This window comes from Microbacterium thalassium, assembly GCF_014208045.1.
Classification (GTDB): Bacteria; Actinomycetota; Actinomycetes; order Actinomycetales; family Microbacteriaceae; genus Microbacterium; species Microbacterium thalassium.
On sequence record NZ_JACHML010000001.1, the window covers coordinates 3,158,700 to 3,176,009 of the forward strand.

Sequence of the window (17,310 nt, forward strand, 5' to 3'; positions counted from 1 at the left end):
GCCCGTCCGGGGGTCGCGTCTGCGCGGGCGGCCCCTGGACGGGCGTCAGTCGCGGATCGCGGCCCGGTACTCCGCGCGCGTGAGCGCGTGCCCGTCCTCGGGGTCGGTCACCTCGGGGGCGGGCTCCGCGTGCGGGGCGTCGCCGGATGCCTCGGCCGCACCGCCGTCCCCCGTTCCCACCGCGGCGACGGGATCCTGCGTCTCGGGCCCCGCACGCCACAGTTTCGACGGCCACCAGATCGCACGCCCGATGTCGTACGACAGCGCGGGAACCAGCAGCGAGCGCACGACGAACGTGTCCAGCAGCACGCCGAACGCGACGATGAACGCGAGCTGCGCGAGGAACAGGATCGGGATGACGCCGAGCGCCGCGAACGTGGCCGCCAGGACGAGTCCCGCCGAGGTGATCACGCCGCCGGTGGCGACGAGTCCGCGCAGGATGCCCGGACGTGTGCCGTGCTTGAGGGACTCCTCGCGCACGCGCGACATCAGGAAGATGTTGTAGTCGACGCCGAGCGCGACGAGGAACACGAACCCGTACAGCGGCACCGCGGGGTCTGCTCCCGGGAAGTCGAACAGCCCGTTGAAGACCCACGCGCTCACGCCCAGCGCCGTGCCGAACGACACGATGACGGTCGCGATCAGCAGCACCGGCGCCACGACGGCCCGCAGCAGGAGCATCAGGATCACGAGGATCACCGCCAGCACCACCGGGATGATCAGCGTCCGGTCGCGGATCGACGTGGCGTTGGAGTCGACGTCGGTCGCCGTCTCGCCGCCGACGAGCGCCGTGCCGGCGCCGAGCGCGTCGTCGAGGTCGGCGCGCAGCTCGCGCACCGTGTCCTCGGCGGCGACCGAGTCGGCGGCATCCGTCAGCGTTCCGACGACGAGCACCTCGCCCTGCGAGACGGTGGGCTCCGGCGCCGGGGTGCCGGGCGGGCCGACGGCCGTGAAGACCGGCTCGCCGTCCTGGATCTCCACCGACGCCTGCCCCGTGGGCGAGTCCTCCGACGCGACGGCCACCGATTCGATGCCGCCGGCGTCGTCGAGCGTCTCGACGACGGTCGCGAGCTCGTCCTGGTCCACCACGACGTACACGGGGCTGCCCGAGCCGGCCGGGAAGTGCTCGCCGAGCACCTCCTGCCCGTCACGGGCCTGACTGGTGCCGAGCACGAGCTCGCTCGCGGGCACGCCGTCGGCCTTGAGCTGGGTGATGCCGACGGCTCCCGCCAGCAGAACGACCGTGCACACGATCCACACCGCGCGGGCATGGCGTGCGACGAACCGCGCCTGCCGCGGCCACAGGCCCTTGACCGGCTGCGACAGGTCGTCGGGGATGACCGCGATCGGATGCTTCGGAATGAAGGGCCAGAACGCGACGCGCCCGAAGATCGCCAGCAGCGCCGGCAGGAACGTCAGGGCCGACAGCATCGAGAAGACGATGCCGATCGAGGCGATGGGTCCGAGCGCCCGGTTGGTGGCCAGGTCCGACAGCAGCAGGCACATGAGGCCCGCGATGACCGTGCCGCCCGACGCGAGGATCGGCTCGAAGGCGCCGCGCCACGCGCGCAGCGTCGCGTCCCACCGGCGTGCTCCCTCGCCGATCGCTTCGCGATAGCGCGCCACGTACAACAGGGCGTAGTCGGTCGCCGCGCCGATCACGAGGATGAAGAGGATCCCCTGCACCTGGCCGTTGAGGACGAAGATGCCGGCGAACGCGAGCCACCACACCGTCAGCAGCGCCACGCACAGCGCGAACACGCTCGTCAGCAGCACGAGGACCGGCAGCAACGGCGATCGGTAGACGACCACCAGGATCAGGAAGACCGCGATCAGCGCGACGGCCAGCAGCAGCCCGTCGATGCCGAGGAATCCTTCGACGAGGTCGGCGGTGAAGCCCGCGGGCCCGGTGACCCAGCCTTCGAGTCCTGCCGGCAGCTCGTCGGCGATCAGCTCGCGGATCTCGGTGACGACGGCATCCACTTCGCCGCTCGAGTCGATCGGCACGAAGATCTGCACGGCTTCGCCGTCCTCGGACGCGATCGGGGGCGAGACACTCTCGTCGACCTCGTCGAGCCCGGCGATGTCGTCCACCACGGTCTGCACGTCGGCGAGCTGGTCCTCCGTGAGCTCGCCGTCGGCTTCGATCACCACGACGGCCGGGATGCTGTCGCCGCCCAGGAAGTCGGGCAGCCGCTCGCTCACCTGGGTCGCGTCGGCGCTGGAGGGCAGGTAGCTCGAGCGGTCGTTGCTGGAGACCTCGTCGACCTTGCCGAAGTAGGGCCCTCCGATCGACCCGCCGACCAGCCAGACCAGCACGAGGAGGACCGGGATGCCGATGCGCAGCCAACGGGTGGGGTCGCGACGCGCGTGGTGGGGATTCGCCATATTGCTAGCTTAGCTAGCGAAATCGGATGCGAGCAACCACGGATCCGTCGATCGCGGCGGCGGGGCGCGCGCGTCCCTATGCTGGTGCGGATGCTCTCCGCCGCGCTCGCCCTGATCGGGGCCTTCACCTACGGCGCAGCCGACTTCCTGGGAGGCCTGGCCGCCAAGCGCCTGCGGTCGATCGTCGTGACGGCCGTCGCGGCGATATCGGGGCTCGTGGCGCTGGCGGCGGCGCTTCCGCTCGTGGGCGGCGTGTGGTCGCTGCCCGATCTGCTGTGGGGAATCCTCTCGGGAGCCTTCGGCGCCGTGGCGATCGTCCTGCTGTACGCGTGCCTGGCGATCGGGCCCATGAGCATCCTGTCGCCCCTGACCGCGGTCGTCTCGGCGATCGCGCCGATGCTGTGGGGACTGATCATCGGCGGCGAGCAGCTGTCGGCCATCGGCTACGCCGGTCTCGGCGTCGCGCTCGTCGCCGTCGTCCTGGTCGGCTTCATCCCCGGTGAGAAGGTCGTGCGGCCGAGCACGCGCGGGCTCGTGATGGCCGTCGGCGCGGGTCTCGCGATCGGCGGGTTCCTGATCGTGATCGCCCAGACCGGCGATGAGAGCGGACTGCTCCCGCTCGTGGGCAACCGCGCGACCAACGCTCTGATCACCTCCACCGTCGTCGTGGTCCTGATGGCATCGGCGGTGCGGCGCGGGCGCCGCGCGGCATCCGTCCTCGACGCCCGCTCCCCCGCCGTCGGCGCCGCACCGAGCGGGCACGCCGACCTCGAGCGCGCCGTCGGGCCGGGCGCCGCCGCCGAGGCCCGGCGAGCGACCTCGCGCTCGCGCGCATGGATGCTCGCCATCGCGTGCGGCATCGGGGACGCCGGCGCGAACGCCCTCATCCTGCTCGCGCTGCGCGAGGGACAGCTCTCGGTCGTGTCGGCCCTGGTCGCGCTGTACCCGGCCGGCACGATCCTGCTCGCCGCGCTCCTGCTGCGCGAGCGCGTCGCCGCCGTGCAGTGGATCGGGCTCGCCCTCGCGCTGGCGGCCGGGGGGATGCTGGCGCTGGCGTGATCAGCCGCGGGCGACCAGCAGCACGATCGACAGGATCACCGAGACCGCGCCGAGGCCGATGAAGCCGGCCGCCAGGTAGGCGACGCCGCGCACCACGCGGCTGTGCCGGGTCAGACGCAGCCGGTGCCGTGCACCGCTGCGGACGAAGACGTCGGCGGCGTCCTGCCCGGCGAGGGCGTGCTCCTGCTCGTGCGTGAGGTGGGCGACGCCCACCGCGCCGCGATCGGTGAACCACCGCGCGACGCGTCCGCCGCCGTCAGCGTCGTCCGCGTCCTCGATCATGACGCGCATCGGCAGCCAGGTGCCGTCGGCGACGTACAGCACGAGCGCGATGCCGGCCAGCAGGGCGCCGACGCCGAAGCCGACCCACGAGAAGATCTCGACGATGACGTCCAGGCGCGGATCCATCGGGCCTTCCCACACTCGAGCGGATATGGAAAACGGCCGCCGGAGGCGACCGTTTCCGAGGGGAGCCACCTAAGGGAATCGAACCCTTGACCTATTCATTACGAGTGAATCGCTCTGCCGACTGAGCTAAGGTGGCGGGCGTCGCTTGCGCGAGGCACGATCAATGATCTTACCCTGTCGCGACGGGTCTCGCGAACCGAGGCCGCGAAGGGTGCCCCGTCACTCGCAGGTGAGGCCGTCGTCGGGCACGACGCCGTCGAGGAAGTAGGCCTCGACGGCGCCGTCCACGCACGAGTTGCCCTTGTTGAACCCGGTGTGGCCCTCGCCCACGCGGGTGATCAGCACGCCGGACGCGAGCTGGTCGGCCAGCGCCACCGACCACGCGTACGGAGTCGCGGGGTCGCCGGTCGTGCCGATGACGACGATCGGATCCGCTCCGCGTGCGGTGAGCGGCTCGCGGACGCCCGTGGCGGGCGCCGGCCACGTGTCGCACAGGTCGGGACCGCCCCAGTACGGCGCGATGGTGGGCGCCTCGGCGGCGACGCGCGCCTCGGCCGCCGCCATCTCTTCGTCGGTGTCGGGCGGGTAGTCGACGCAGTTGTAGGCGAAGAACGCCTCGGTCGAGTTGTCGAGATACACCCCGCCCTCACGGTTGTAGTAGAAGTCGGCGAGGGTGAAGGCCAGCGACGGGTCGCCCTGAAGCACGTCCGCGAGGGCCTGCGACAGGAACGGCCAGCTGTCCTGCGAGTACAGCGCGGCGATGATGCCGGTCAGCAGCGAGTCCGCTCCCAGCATCCGCCCGTCGGCCGACGGGATCGGATCGCGCTCGACGCTCGCCAGCAGCGCGCCGAGATCGGCCATCGCGTCGTCGACGGTGCCGCGGAACGGGCATTCGCTGCCGGCGAGGAGGCAGTCGGCCATGAAGGCGCGCAGCGCCTGCTCGAACCCGACCATCTGGGTCGCCCCGACCTCGGCGGACCGCACCGAGGGGTCGAGCGCGCCGTCCAGGACCAGGCGCCCGACGCGCTCCGGGTACAGCTCGGCGTAGGTGGCGCCCAGATACGTTCCGTACGAGTAGCCCAGGAAGTTCAGCTTGTCGTCACCGAGGACGGCGCGCAGCAGATCCATGTCGCGCGCCGCCTGCACCGTCGAGATGTACGGCAGGATGCCGCCGCTGTTGGCCTCGCAGGCCTCCGCGAGCGCGGCGTTGCGGTCTTCGAGCTCGGCCGTCCACGCGTCGGTGTCGCGCGCGGCGTCGGGGATGTCGAAGAGGTACGCGTCCATGTCGGCCGCGTCGAAGCAGCGCACGGCGGTCGACGAGCCCACGCCGCGCGGGTCGAATCCGATGATGTCGTAGCTCGCGCGCAGTTCGGGCGTGACGACGTAGGTCAGCGAATTGCGCACGTAGTCCACGCCGCTCGCGCCGGGGCCGCCGGGGTTGGTCAGCAGCGACCCGAGGGGCTCGCCGTCCTCGGCGCGGCTGCGCACGACCGCGAGGTCGATCTCGCCGGCGGAGGCGTCGTCCCAGTCGAGCGGCGCCGTCACCGTGGTGCACTCCATGCCGGCGCCACAGTCGCTCCACGACAGCGTCTGCGTGTAGAACGGCAGCAGGTCGGCGGCGACGCCGGAGGCGTCGGGGGTCGCACTCGCGGTCGACCGCGGCGTCTCCTCGGGGATCAGCGCATACAGGCATCCGCTCAGCGAGAGGGATGCCGCGACCAGACCGGCGACGACGGCGAGCGCGCGGCGAGCGCGGCGGGAAGAGGCGGCGTTCACGGGGTCCTTCCGCTCGCGACGGTGACGAGCATGCTCTCGAGGGCGAGGGTGGGGGCGACGTTCTGTTCGAGGTTGCGACGGGTCTCGGCGATGCGGTCGACGACGACGAGGGTGCGGTCGGGCGACCACGCCTCGGCGACCTGGCGCAGGTGCGGCTCGAGTTCGCGGTTGATGAGCGCCTCATCGCGCCCGAACTGCAGCATGAGCACGTCGCGGTACATCGACTGCAGGTCGGTGAGGACGCGGTCGATGCCGTCGCGGAGGCTGCGGGTGGCGCGTCGCTTCTGCTCGTCCTCGAGCGCGGTCAGCTGCGAGCGGACGGCGGGCGGCAGAGCCGCCCCTTCGGCGACGCCGAGGGTGCGCCGCAGCTGCGCCCGCTCGGCCTCGTCGCGCTCGACGGTGAGGGCCTTGGCGTCGTCGGTCGCGGCCTGCACGATGTGACCGGCGGTCTCGACGGCATCGGTGACGCTGCGCACCTGCAGCACCGCACGCAGGGTCTGGTCGCGGCGCGTGCGCGGGTCGGCGTCCGTCGCGAGGCGCTGGGCCATTCCGATGTGGCGCTGGGCCAGACGCGCGGACTGCTCGGCGACGTCGGGGGCCGCGCCGGTGCGCTCCACGATCAGGCGCGCGACGTCGGCGACCTCGGGCTCGTTCAGGCGCAGCGTGCGCACGCGCGAGCGGATCGTGGGGAGCAGATCGGCCTCGCTCGGAGCGCAGAGCACCCAGACGGTGTGCTCGGGCGGCTCCTCGAGGGCCTTGAGGAGCACGTTCGACGTGCGCTCGGCCATGCGGTCGGCGTCCTCGACCACGATCACGCGGTGGCGGCCGATCGACGGCGCGAAGTAGGCGCGCTCGACGAGGCGCCGCGCCTCGTCGATGCGGATGATGACCTGCTCGGTGCGCAGCGACGTCAGATCGGGGTGCGTGCGGGCGAGCACCTGCCGCATCGCCGCCTCGTCGCCCGGATCGGCGATCAGCGCCGCGGCGAACGCGTAGGCGAGGTTCGAGCGCCCTGATCCCGGAGGACCGGTGATCAGCCACGCGTGGGTCATGTTCGCGGGATGGGCGGCCGCGCTCTGCAGTGTGTGCACCGCGGCGTCCTGCCCCCATACGTCGGACCAGGGAAGGTCGCGCAGGGCCGGATCCGCCACGGACGCGTCGGCCTCGGAACCCATGGGGCCCAGCCTAACCGGCGCGGCCGACACCGCCGGACGCCTCCGCGAGCGCCGTCACCCGCTCGCGCACCGCCGCGGCGAGCGCCTCGGGCGCCTGGGCGGCGTCGAGCACCAGGAACCGGTCGGGCTCGTTCGCCGCGAGTTCGAGGAACTCCGCTCGGACGCGCGCGTGGAACGCGTCCTTCTCGGCCTCGAGCCGGTCGAAGGGCTTGTCGTCGGCGTCGAGCCGGGCGCGGGCCGCGTCGGGGGCGAGGTCGAGCAGGACGGTCAGGTCGGGCAGCAGACCCTCGGTCGCCCACAGCGACAGGTCGCGGACCTCGTCGCGCCCGAGGACGCGTCCGGCGCCCTGGTACGCGACGGAGGAGTCGAGGTAGCGGTCCTGGATCACCACGTCGCCGCGGTCGAGGGCCGGGCGCACGACCGTCGCGATGTGGTGCGCGCGGTCGGCCGCGTAGAGCAGCGCCTCCGCGCGCGGGGCGACGTCGCCGCGGTGGTGCAGCACGATGTCGCGGATGAGCACGCCCACCTCGGTGCCGCCGGGCTCGCGGGTGCGCACGACGGTGCGTCCCTGCTCGGCGAGCCACGCGTCCAGCAGCGCGGCCTGGGTGGTCTTGCCCGCTCCGTCGCCGCCCTCGAACGTGACGAAGAGCCCGGCATGCGGATGCCGGCGCGCGGTCGTCACTTCTTCGCCGTGGTCTTGCGCGTCGTGGTCTTGCGCGTCGTGCGCTTGGGGGCGGGGCCCTTGGCGCGCTTGTCGGCGAGCAGCTGCACGGCCCGCTCGAACGTGACCTCCATGGCGTCCTCGCCGCGCGGCACCGTGGCGTTGGTCTCGCCGTCGGTCACGTACGGGCCGAAGCGGCCGTCGCGCAGCTTGATGGGCTTGCCGCTGGTGGGGTCGGCCTCGAACTCCTTCAGCGCGCTCGACGCGCGACGCGCGCCGTACTTCGGCTGCGCGTAGATCGCGAGCGCCTGCTCGAGGGTGATGTCGAAGATCTGCTGCTCGCCGTCGAGCGAGCGCGACTCGGTCCCCTTCTTCAGGTACGGACCGTAGCGGCCGTTCTGCGCCGTGATGGCCTCGCCCGACTCGGGGTCGGCGCCGACGATGCGCGGCAGGTCCAGCAGCTTGAGGGCGGTCTCGAGGTCGACGGTGTCGACCGACATCGACTTGAACAGCGACGCCGTGCGGGGCTTGGGCGCGGCGTCCTTCTTGGCGCCGCGCTTCTTCGGCGCCGGCTTCTCGGCCTCGGCGACCTCGCCGGTGGCCGCGTCGACGGCGTCCGGGTCCACCGGGTCGGTCTCCTGCACGTAGGGCCCGAACCGGCCGTCCTTGACGACGATGATCTTGCCGTTGGCCGGGTTCTCGCCCAGCACGCGGTCGCCGGCGACGGGCGCGTCGATGAGCTCCTGGGCCTTGGCCACGGTCAGCTCGTCGGGCGCGAGGTCCTCGGGGATGTTGACGCGGCGCGGGTCGCCCTCGGGATTCTCGGCGTTGGGGACCTCGAGGTACGGGCCGTACTTGCCGAAGCGGAGCGTGGCGATGTCGCCGATGCGCGTTGCGTTGATCTCGCGCGCGTCGATCTCGCCGAGGTTGTCGACGATGTTGCGCAGGCCCACGTGGGCGTCCGAGCCGAAGTAGAAATCCTTCAGCCACTCCACGCGCTTCTGCTCGCCGCGGGCGATCGCGTCGAGGTCGTCCTCGAGCGCCGCCGTGAAGTCGTAGTCGACGAGGTCGGAGAAGTGCTGCTCGAGCAGCCGGATGACGCTGAACGCGAGCCAGCTGGGGATGAGCGCCTGACCGCGCTTGGTGACGTACCCGCGGTTGATGATCACGTCGATGATGCTCGCGAACGTCGACGGGCGGCCGATGCCCTTCTCCTCGAGCGCCTTCACGAGGCTCGCCTCGGTGTAGCGGGGCTTCGGCGAGGTCGAGTGGCCCTTGGGCTCGATGTCCTTCAGGCGCAGCGTGTCGCCGACCTCGAGAGCGGGGAGCTGCTGGTCGTCCGACTTGTCGGCATCCGATCGCTTCTCGTCGCTGCCCTCTTCATAAGCCTCGAGGAAGCCCTTGAAGGTGTAGACGGTGCCGGATGCTGTGAACTCGGCGTGGCGGCCGTCGGCGTCGACGGCGAGGGTGACCGTCGTCGTCTCGTACTTGGCGTCGGACATCTGGCTGGCCATCGTGCGCTTCCAGATGAGGTCGTACAGGCGCTGCTCGTCGCGGTCGAGGTCGCCCGAGACCTCGGAGGGCTTGCGGAACACGTCGCCCGACGGGCGGATGGCCTCGTGGGCCTCCTGCGCGTTCTTGGACTTGCTGCGGTAGCTGCGCGGGTTGGGCGGCACGGACTTGTCGCCGTACATCTCGACGGCCTGCGCCCGGGCCGCCTGCACCGCCTGGGCGCTGAGGGCGACCGAGTCGGTGCGCATGTAGGTGATGTACCCCTTCTCGTAGAGGCGCTGCGCGACGCCCATGGCGTGCTTGGCGCTCATCGAGAGCTTGCGCCCGGCCTCCTGCTGGAGGGTCGAGGTTGTGAAGGGCGCGCGGGGGCTGCGCGTGCCGGGCTTGGACTCCAGCGCGGTGACGGATGCCTCGCCTACGGCTTCGATGGCGGCGGCGAGCGACTGGACGGCCTCTTCGTCGAGGACGACGACGGCCTTCTTCAGCTGGCCGCGGTCGTCGAAGTCGGTGCCGCGGGCCAGCGCCGCGCCGTCCAGGCGCGCGAGGCGCGCTCCGAACGCGTCGGAGCCGCGGGCCGCGGTCGTCTCGATGTCCCAGTACGACGCCGACACGAAGGCCATGCGCTCGCGCTCGCGGTCGACCACGAGGCGGGTCGCGGCGGACTGCACGCGTCCGGCGGACGTGCCCTGCTGCACCTTGAACCACAGGACGGGGCTGACGTCCCAGCCGTAGAGGCGGTCGAGGATGCGGCGCGTCTCCTGCGCGTCGACGAGCGCCAGGTCGAGTTCGCGGGTGTTCTCCGCGGCGGCGCGGATGGCGTCCTTGGTGATCTCGTGGAACACCATGCGCTTGACGGGGACCTTCGGCTTGAGGGTCTCGAGAAGGTGCCACGCGATGGCCTCGCCCTCGCGGTCCTCATCAGTGGCGAGGAGGAGTTCGTCGGCTCCCTTGAGCGCGCGCTTGAGCTCGGCGACGGTCTTCTTGCCGCGCTCGCTGGGCACGTAGTAGGGATCGAACCCGTTGTCGATGTCGATCGAGTACTTGCCGTAGGCCTGCTTCTTCTCGGCCGGGATGTCCTTCTTGTCCGCCAGATCGCGGATGTGCCCGACCGAGCTGAGCACCTCGTAGTCATCGCCGAGGTAGCCCTGGATCGACTTCATCTTCGTCGGGGACTCGACGATGACGAGCTTCTTGCCTTCTGCCAAGGGTGGCGTCCTTTCTTCGATGCACACCATACACACCATGTCAAGAACCCGTGCTGTGAGGATGCCGAAGGTGACGGCCCCCGCCTCCGCGACCGGCACCGCGCTCGGCGACCCGGATCGGGCCGCCTCGACACCGTCGATCGATCCGCCCTACCCTCACACACATGGACAGCATGCTGGCGTTCCTCGCGCCGTGGATGTCGCGTCAGCGGTGGTACGGCGGGAAGGGACGCGAACCGAGCCTGCGGTTGGAGGCGACGTGGGAGCTCGCCTCGCCCGCACCCGCCGAGGCGCGTGTGCTGGTGCACCTGGTCGCCGACGAGGCGACGCTCCCGGCGGTGACCTACCAGATCCCGGTCGTCGAGCGCGAGACCGCGGCCGTCGACATCGACTCCGAGCATGTGATCGGCAGCCCCGTCCCCGGCACCACGCTCATCGACGGGCCCTTCGACCCCGCGTTCACCGCCGCGCTCGAGGCGCTGATCACGCGCGGCGGCGGGGAGGCCGGCATCGAGGGCACTCCGATCGGCGAGGCGGTGCACGCCGAACCGCGAACGGCGAGCGTCCTCGCGGGCGAGCAGTCCAACACGTCCATCGTCTACCGCGGTGAGCGGGACTCGATGATCTGCAAGGTGTACCGGCAGGTCCATGCGGGCCTCAGCCCGGACATCGAGCTGTCGGCGGCGCTGTCGGCGGCGGGGTCCATCTACGTGCCCCGGGCGATCGGCTTCGTCAGCGCGACCCGAGCCGATCCCCGCGACCCGGCCGGGACGTGGTCGGGGTCGCTCGCCTTCGGGCAGGAGTTCCTCGCGGACGTCGAGGACGCGTGGCGCGTGGCGCTGCGCGCCGCCGCCGAGGACCGGGACTTCACGGCGGAGGCGCGCTCGCTCGGCAATGCGACCGCCGACGTCCACCGCACCCTCGCCGAACTCTTCCCCACGCGGCCGGCGGGCCCGGACGACCGAGCGGCCGTGTTCCGGGCATGGGAGCGGAGGCTGTCGATCGCCGTCGCCGAGGTGACGCCGATGGCCGACCTCGCAGACGCGGTCCACGACATCTACGATGCCGCCGGCCGCGGGCCGTGGCCGTCCCTCCAGCGCATCCACGGGGACCTGCACCTCGGCCAGGTGCTCGAGGTCGCCGATCACGGCTGCGTGCTCCTGGACTTCGAGGGCGAGCCGATGCGTCCGATGCGCGAGCGCACGGAGCCCGACCTCGCTCTGCGGGATGTCGCCGGCGTGCTCCGCTCGCTCGACTACGTCGTGGGCTCGCTCCGCGTCGAGGATGGGCGCTCACCCGAGGGCATGCAGAGCTGGGCCCGGCACACGCGGCGCGCGTTCCTCGACGGCTACTCGGCCGCCTCGGGAGCGGACGTCGAGCAGGCCGGGCTGCTGCTGGTGGCGCTCGAGCTCGACAAGGCGGTCTACGAGTGCATCTACGAGGCGCGCAACAGACCCGAGTGGCTCGGCATCCCGTTCGGCGGCGTCGAACGGCTTCTCGCCCGGGCGGCCAGATTCGCGTGAGGCGGTCTGCGGGGAGCGCGCGGCGGGCGGGCGGGGCGGACTCAGGGCGGCGGCCCCGCGCGCGACGTCGCCGTCGCGTGCATCGGCCCGATTCCTCCGCGCACCGAGACCGTCGCGATGAGGGCCGAGAGGTCGCACTCGGCCACCTCGAATCCGAGCGCGCCGGCCACCTCCTGGGCGCGCTCGCACGGATAGCCCGGGATCGCGCCGGACGCGGCGTCGGCCGCAGCCAGCGCGGCGGCATCCGCGGCGGCGGCCGCCCGCTGTCCCTCGACGGCGCCGGCCGCGACCGCGCACAGCGCCACCGCGCACGTCGCCGACACCGCGGCGACGGCGACCGTCAGCCCTGAGCCGGCCATGGCGCCACCCCCTCGTCGAGCGCGCATCCGGTGGCGCTGAGCCGGCCGATCACGGGGAGCGGCGCGGGCGCGCTCACCGTCAGACACACGAGCCCGCCGCGACGGTCGAGCGTGATGCTCGCATCGGCGACCGTGGCGCGCACGGCGTCGCCGACGCGCTCGGCGGACTCGCCGCGCGCCCACAGCCGTGCACCGTCCGCCGCCGCATCCTGAAGCAGCACCTGGCGTGCGCCCGTGGCCAGCGCGCCGAGTCCGAAGGCGAGCACCAGGACGGCGGCGGGCATCGCGATCGCGAACTCGGCGACCACCGCCCCCGCGTCGGCCCCGGCGCGCGACGGGTCATTCGACCGTGAGCGCACGGCGCACCAGGTCGGTGAGGATCCCGCGCACCTCGTCGCTGCGCATGATGACGACCAGCAGCCCCGCGAAGGCGACGGCGGCCATCGTGGCGATGGCGTATTCCGCGGTGGCGGCGCCGGTGTCGTCGCCGAACAGGCGCTCGGCGCGACGCCGCGTGAGTCGGGGCAGGGCGGGCGGACGCCGTGCGAAGAGCGGAAGGGCGTCGGCGCGCCGCAGGAAGGAGAGAAGAATCATGACTGCTCCGTTCTGGGTGATTCGGTCGTTCGGGCACGTTCGAGGGGCGCGCAGGGAGGCAGGAGGTCCGGCACCGTCATGGCACCGCCTCGTCGAGCCCCGGCGGCAGGCCGACGGCCCCCATGACGCTCAGCAGCAGGGGCGCGACGCCGAGCAGGAGGAACGCCGGCAGCGTGCACACCCCGAGCGGGGCGAGCAGACCCGTCGCGAGCCGGCCCGCCCGCAGCCGCGCATCGGTGCGGGCGCGGTGGCGTTCGAGTGAGGCCGACGCGCGCAGCAGCTCGACGGCGGGCACACCGGCACGGGCCGACAGGTCGAGCACGGCCCGCTGATGCTCCGCGGGGCCGGGGCCGGGGCCGAGGGATTCGGCTGCGAGCGTCCGGGCCCGCTCGATCGAGGCGCCGGCGCTGAGCGCGATCGCGAGCACCTCCGCGCCGAGCCCGGGCACCGTCGCCGAAGCGCGTGCGCGCGCCACCATCGCGGCCGTCCACCGGCGCGCGATGGCCATGAGCGCCACCCCCGCGACGAGGCATGCGGCGCCCGCGGGCGTGGTGGCGAGCACCGCGAGCGTGTCGAACCCCAGCGCGAGCCCGAGACCGGCGCCGATCAGAGGCAGCCACGACATCAGCCGTGCCGTCGCGGCGGGCTCTGCGAGGGCGACGCGCACCTCATCCCGGGCCTCCTGCGTGTCGCGCAGAGCGGCGGCGATGGCGCGCAGGCTCTCGGCCAGCGGCGCGCCCACCGTCGTGGCCACGCGCCAGGCCGCGGCGACGTCGCGCCACGCGCTCACGGAGTCGTCGCGGACCCGGTCGGCCGACACACCGCCCGCCCGGGCGATCGCGTCGGCGGGCGCGAGGCCCGCCGCGACGCCGTCGCGCACCCTCGCGGCGATCGCATCGCCGAGGTCGGCGAGGTGCTCCCAGGCGCGCGCCGGGGCGATGCCCGCCTGCAGCAGCACCGCCAGCCGCAGCGCCGTGTCGGCCGCGACCGCGGCGTCGTCGTCGCGGGATTCGACCCGCCGTCTCAGGTGCACGACGCCTCCTCGATCCCGAGGCGGCCGTCGGCGCCGACGACGGGCCTGCCCATCCGCGCGACGCGGCGGCGGCCGTCGGCGTCCCGGTCCACGTGGATGACGACGTCGACGGCGCTCGCGGCCTGACGGGCGATCGCCCGGTCGTCGAGACCTGCGAGAGCGCCGAGTGTCTCGAGGCGGGCGGGCACGTCGTCGAGGCCGTTCGCGTGGATCGTTCCGCCGCCGCCGTCGTGACCGGTGTTGAGGGCGGCGAGCAGGTCGCGGATCTCGGCGCCACGGCACTCGCCCACGACGAGCCGGTCGGGACGCATGCGCAGCGCCTCGCGCACGAGACGGGAGAGCTCGACCGCGCCCGCGCCCTCGAGGTTCGCCTGGCGCGCCTCGAGACGGACGTGGTGCGGATGCCGCGGCTGCAGCTCGGCCACGTCCTCGACCGTGATGATCCGCTCGTGCTCGGCCGCGTGGGAGAGCATCGCCGCCAGGAGCGTCGTCTTGCCGGCGCCCGCGGGTCCGCTGACGAGCACGTTGTCGCGACGCGCGACGATGCCCTCGAGCGCCGCGCGCGTCTCGGCGTCGTACATCCCCCGGCCCTCGAGGTGCTCGAGCGTCGGACGCGCCAGGCGCGGGACGCGGATGGAGATGGCGGTGCCGTCCACCGAGACCGGCGGAAGCACCGCGTGCACGCGCAGACCCCCGTCGAGGCGGACGTCCACGGCGGGCGACGCATCGTCGATGTGCCGTCCTCCGAGCCCGATGAGGGCGACGGCGAGGTCGCGCACCTCGGATTCGTCCGCCGCGAATCGCGGCACGTGCTCGGCGCCGCGTCCGCGGTCGACGAACAGCCCTCGCGACCCGTTGATGAACAGGTCCGACACCTCGGGGTCGTCCAGGTGCGCTGCGAAGGGCGCGAGTGCTGCCGGACGAGGTCGGGTCTCGTCGGGGTCCGGCGGCGACGACGGCGGTGATCCCGACGTCCGCGGCGTGGGACACCAGCGGGCTGCCGTGGGAATCGGCGCGGGATTCGACGCGGGAGGCCGCGGGTCGATGCTCGCGATCGACTCGACCCGGGCGAACGGCTCGGCACCGCCGATCGGCAAGGCGCGCAAGACCGATTCGGCCCCGGCGCTTGCCTCCGCGCGAGCCGAGATCTCGGCGTCGGCACGGGCCACGATCGACGTGGTGACGACTCGCGGCCGGACGACGAAGGCTTCGGGCATGCCCCGAAGCTACGAGCCGGCGAGGTGCGTGTCCGGGCGGGGTCGGCATCCGTGGACAGGGCGACCGAGCGGGGCGCTTGGGGAGGAGACCCGAGCCCGCGGACCCGATTGTTGGAACCGGTCCGGAAAAAGTAAGGGGCGGCATCCCATGGGGGGAATGGGATGCCGCCACGCGCGGCACCGCACTTCGGGGGGTGACTCGGGTGCCGCAATGCCAGAATCGAATGTTCGGCCGCTCACGAGCATAGGCGAGGATCCGTCGCGGAAACAAACAGAAAGCGCCTTCCGCAACTGATATATCGCTCACTTGGACCGAGCGCACAATCCCCACTATCGGAGGTAGTGTCCCCTCGAGGGCCTCGGTACCCTCGCATGTCAGACCCCGCCGAACGTCGGCTTCACGTCTGCACGCAAAGGAGCGCGCCGCATGAGCAGCCAGATCGACCACCTTCTGAACGAGACCCGGCACTTCGCCCCCAGCAGGGAGTTCGTCGCGCAGGCCGTCGCCGGCGCCGATCTGTACGACCGCGCCAAGGTCGACCGCGAAGGATTCTGGGCCGAGCAGGCCCGCGAGCTGCTGCACTGGCACAAGCCGTTCACCGAGGTGCTCGACTGGTCGAACCCGCCGTTCGCGCAGTGGTTCGCCGACGGCGAGCTCAACGTCTCGTACAACTGCCTCGACCGTCACGTCGAGGCGGGCAACGGCGACCGCGTCGCGCTGCTGTGGGAGGGCGAGCCCGGCGACGATCGCCGCGTCACCTACGCCGAGCTCACCGACGAGGTCAAGCGCCTCGCGAACGTGCTGGAGGGCCTGGGCATCGGCCACGGCGACCGTGTCGCGATCTACATGCCGATGATCCCCGAGGCCGTCGCCGCGATGCTCGCCGTCGCGCGCGTCGGGGCGATCCACTCGGTCGTCTTCGGCGGCTTCTCGGCCGACTCGCTGCGGGCGCGCATCGATGACGCCGGGGCACGCCTGGTGATCACCGCCGACGGCGGCTGGCGCAAGGGCAAGGTCTCGCCGCTCAAGCCCGCCGTCGACCAGGCGCTCGCCGACCGCGGGAGCGGGCCGCAGGAGTCGGTCGAGCACGTCATCGTCGTCAAGCGCGGCGAGAACGAGGTCGCGTGGGTCGAGGGACGCGACCTGTGGTGGCACGACGTCGTGCCCGCGGCATCCGCCGACCACACCGCGCAGCCGTTCCCGGCCGAGAACCCGCTGTTCATCCTCTACACATCGGGCACGACCGGGAAGCCCAAGGGCATCCTCCACACCTCCGGGGGCTACCTGACGCAGGCGACGTTCACGAACCGCGTCGTGCACGACATCCACCCCGAGACCGACGTCTACTGGTGCACGGCCGACATCGGCTGGATCACCGGCCACTCCTACGTCACCTACGGCCCGCTCGCCAACGGCGCGACCCAGGTGCTGTACGAGGGCACGCCCGAGACCCCCCACCCGGGCCGGTGGTGGGAGGTCATCGAGAAGTACGGCGTGAGCGTCTTCTACACCGCACCGACCGCCATCCGCTCGTTCATGAAGCTCGGGCGGCAGATCCCGCAGTCCTTCGACCTGTCGAGCGTGCGTGTGCTGGGCTCGGTGGGCGAGCCGATCAACCCCGAGGCGTGGGTCTGGTACCGCGACGTCATCGGCGAGGACCGCGCGCCGATCGTCGACACGTGGTGGCAGACCGAGACGGGCGCCATCATGATCTCGGCGCTGCCGGGCGTCACGGTCACCAAGCCCGGCGCCGCACAGGTCGCCGTGCCCGGCATCTCGGTCGACGTCGTCGATGAAGCCGGCGAGCACGTCGGCACCGGCAACGGCGGGCTCCTCGTGATCACCGAACCGTGGCCGAGCATGCTGCGCGGCATCTGGGGCGACCCCGAGCGGTTCGTCGAGACGTACTGGGAGAAGTTCGCCGACAAGGGCTTCTACTTCGCCGGCGACGGCGCGCGCCTCGACGAGGACGGCGACGTGTGGCTCATGGGCCGCGTCGACGACGTCATGAACGTGTCGGGCCACCGCCTGTCGACCGCCGAGATCGAGTCGTCGCTCGTCGCGCACGAGGCCACGGCCGAGGCCGCGGTGGTGGGCGCCTCCGATGAGACCACCGGGCAGGCCGTGGTGGCGTTCGTGATCCTGAAGGAGAGCTTCCTCAAGGCCCACACCCCCGACGGCCTCGCGGCGCAGCTGCGGTCGTGGGTCGGCGAGCAGATCGGCCCCATCGCCCGCCCGCGCGACATCTACATCGTCAGCGAGCTGCCCAAGACCCGCTCGGGCAAGATCATGCGGCGCCTGCTGCGCGACGTCGCCGAGGGCCGCGAGGTCGGCGACACCACGACCCTCGCCGACACCGCGGTGATGAGCGTCATCTCGGCGCAGGTGAAGTAGGCGGC

Annotated in this window: 14 protein-coding genes and 1 tRNA gene; 3 read left to right on the forward strand and 12 right to left on the reverse strand. The window is 72.3% G+C overall.

Translation table 11 applies throughout. The features are described 5' to 3' along the window. Positions 1-45: 45 nt before the first annotated feature. Positions 46-2,388: an MMPL family transporter gene (locus tag HD594_RS14715; RefSeq protein WP_184751656.1), complete on the reverse strand. Its 2,343-nt coding sequence runs from the start codon at positions 2,386-2,388 to the stop codon at positions 46-48. 90 nt (positions 2,389-2,478) lie between these two features. Between HD594_RS14715 and HD594_RS14720 the strand changes: the two genes are divergently transcribed. Further along, positions 2,479-3,447, forward strand: coding sequence for an EamA family transporter (locus HD594_RS14720; protein ID WP_184751657.1), 969 nt, complete (start codon positions 2,479-2,481; stop codon positions 3,445-3,447). On the opposite strand, the gene HD594_RS14725 is transcribed toward HD594_RS14720, so the two are convergent. The 6 genes from HD594_RS14725 to topA all read right to left on the reverse strand — a co-directional run bounded on the left by HD594_RS14725 (position 3,448) and on the right by topA (position 10,184). Continuing rightward, positions 3,448-3,855, reverse strand: a complete 408-nt coding sequence (locus tag HD594_RS14725) for a hypothetical protein (RefSeq protein ID WP_184751658.1) — start codon at positions 3,853-3,855, stop codon at positions 3,448-3,450. It abuts the gene before it with no gap. 63 nt (positions 3,856-3,918) lie between these two features. After that, positions 3,919-3,991: transfer RNA gene (locus tag HD594_RS14730), tRNA-Thr, on the reverse strand. A gap of 83 nt (positions 3,992-4,074) precedes the next feature. Continuing rightward, positions 4,075-5,631: an alpha/beta hydrolase gene (locus tag HD594_RS14735; protein WP_184751659.1), complete on the reverse strand. Its 1,557-nt coding sequence runs from the start codon at positions 5,629-5,631 to the stop codon at positions 4,075-4,077. After that, the gene (locus tag HD594_RS14740; RefSeq protein WP_184751660.1) at positions 5,628-6,806 is read right to left on the reverse strand and encodes a DNA polymerase III subunit delta'; all 1,179 of its coding nucleotides are present in this window, start codon (positions 6,804-6,806) and stop codon (positions 5,628-5,630) included. Before HD594_RS14740 ends, HD594_RS14735 begins: the two co-directional genes overlap by 4 nt. Positions 6,807-6,816: 10 nt before the next feature. Further along, entirely contained in the window at positions 6,817-7,488 is a 672-nt protein-coding gene (gene tmk, locus HD594_RS14745; protein ID WP_184751661.1) for a dTMP kinase, read from the reverse strand. Beyond that, a complete protein-coding gene (gene topA / locus HD594_RS14750) occupies positions 7,485-10,184 on the reverse strand; it encodes a type I DNA topoisomerase (protein WP_184751662.1) in 2,700 nt (899 codons plus the stop codon). The genes tmk and topA overlap by 4 nt, the downstream gene beginning before the upstream one ends. Positions 10,185-10,348: 164 nt before the next feature. On the opposite strand from topA, the gene HD594_RS14755 reads away from it, so the two are divergent. Continuing rightward, the gene (locus tag HD594_RS14755; protein ID WP_184751663.1) at positions 10,349-11,707 is read left to right on the forward strand and encodes a maltokinase N-terminal cap-like domain-containing protein; all 1,359 of its coding nucleotides are present in this window, start codon (positions 10,349-10,351) and stop codon (positions 11,705-11,707) included. 41 nt (positions 11,708-11,748) lie between these two features. On the opposite strand, the gene HD594_RS14760 is transcribed toward HD594_RS14755, so the two are convergent. From HD594_RS14760 to HD594_RS14780, 5 genes are all read right to left on the reverse strand, one after another. Next, positions 11,749-12,066, reverse strand: coding sequence for a helicase (locus HD594_RS14760; protein WP_184751664.1), 318 nt, complete (start codon positions 12,064-12,066; stop codon positions 11,749-11,751). Further along, positions 12,048-12,374: a TadE family type IV pilus minor pilin gene (locus HD594_RS14765; RefSeq protein WP_221446635.1), complete on the reverse strand. Its 327-nt coding sequence runs from the start codon at positions 12,372-12,374 to the stop codon at positions 12,048-12,050. The genes HD594_RS14760 and HD594_RS14765 overlap by 19 nt, the downstream gene beginning before the upstream one ends. 31 nt (positions 12,375-12,405) lie before the next feature. Next, positions 12,406-12,660, reverse strand: coding sequence for a DUF4244 domain-containing protein (locus HD594_RS14770; protein ID WP_246414063.1), 255 nt, complete (start codon positions 12,658-12,660; stop codon positions 12,406-12,408). Positions 12,661-12,736: 76 nt separating this feature from the next. Beyond that, positions 12,737-13,693 (reverse strand): type II secretion system F family protein, encoded by a 957-nt coding sequence (locus HD594_RS14775; RefSeq protein ID WP_184751666.1) that lies wholly within the window; start codon positions 13,691-13,693, stop codon positions 12,737-12,739. Further along, positions 13,684-14,910 (reverse strand): TadA family conjugal transfer-associated ATPase, encoded by a 1,227-nt coding sequence (locus tag HD594_RS14780; RefSeq protein WP_184751667.1) that lies wholly within the window; start codon positions 14,908-14,910, stop codon positions 13,684-13,686. Before HD594_RS14780 ends, HD594_RS14775 begins: the two co-directional genes overlap by 10 nt. A gap of 427 nt (positions 14,911-15,337) precedes the next feature. Between HD594_RS14780 and acs the strand changes: the two genes are divergently transcribed. Continuing rightward, positions 15,338-17,305 (forward strand): acetate--CoA ligase, encoded by a 1,968-nt coding sequence (gene acs / locus HD594_RS14785; protein ID WP_184751668.1) that lies wholly within the window; start codon positions 15,338-15,340, stop codon positions 17,303-17,305. The last annotated feature ends 5 nt before the right edge of the window (positions 17,306-17,310 follow it).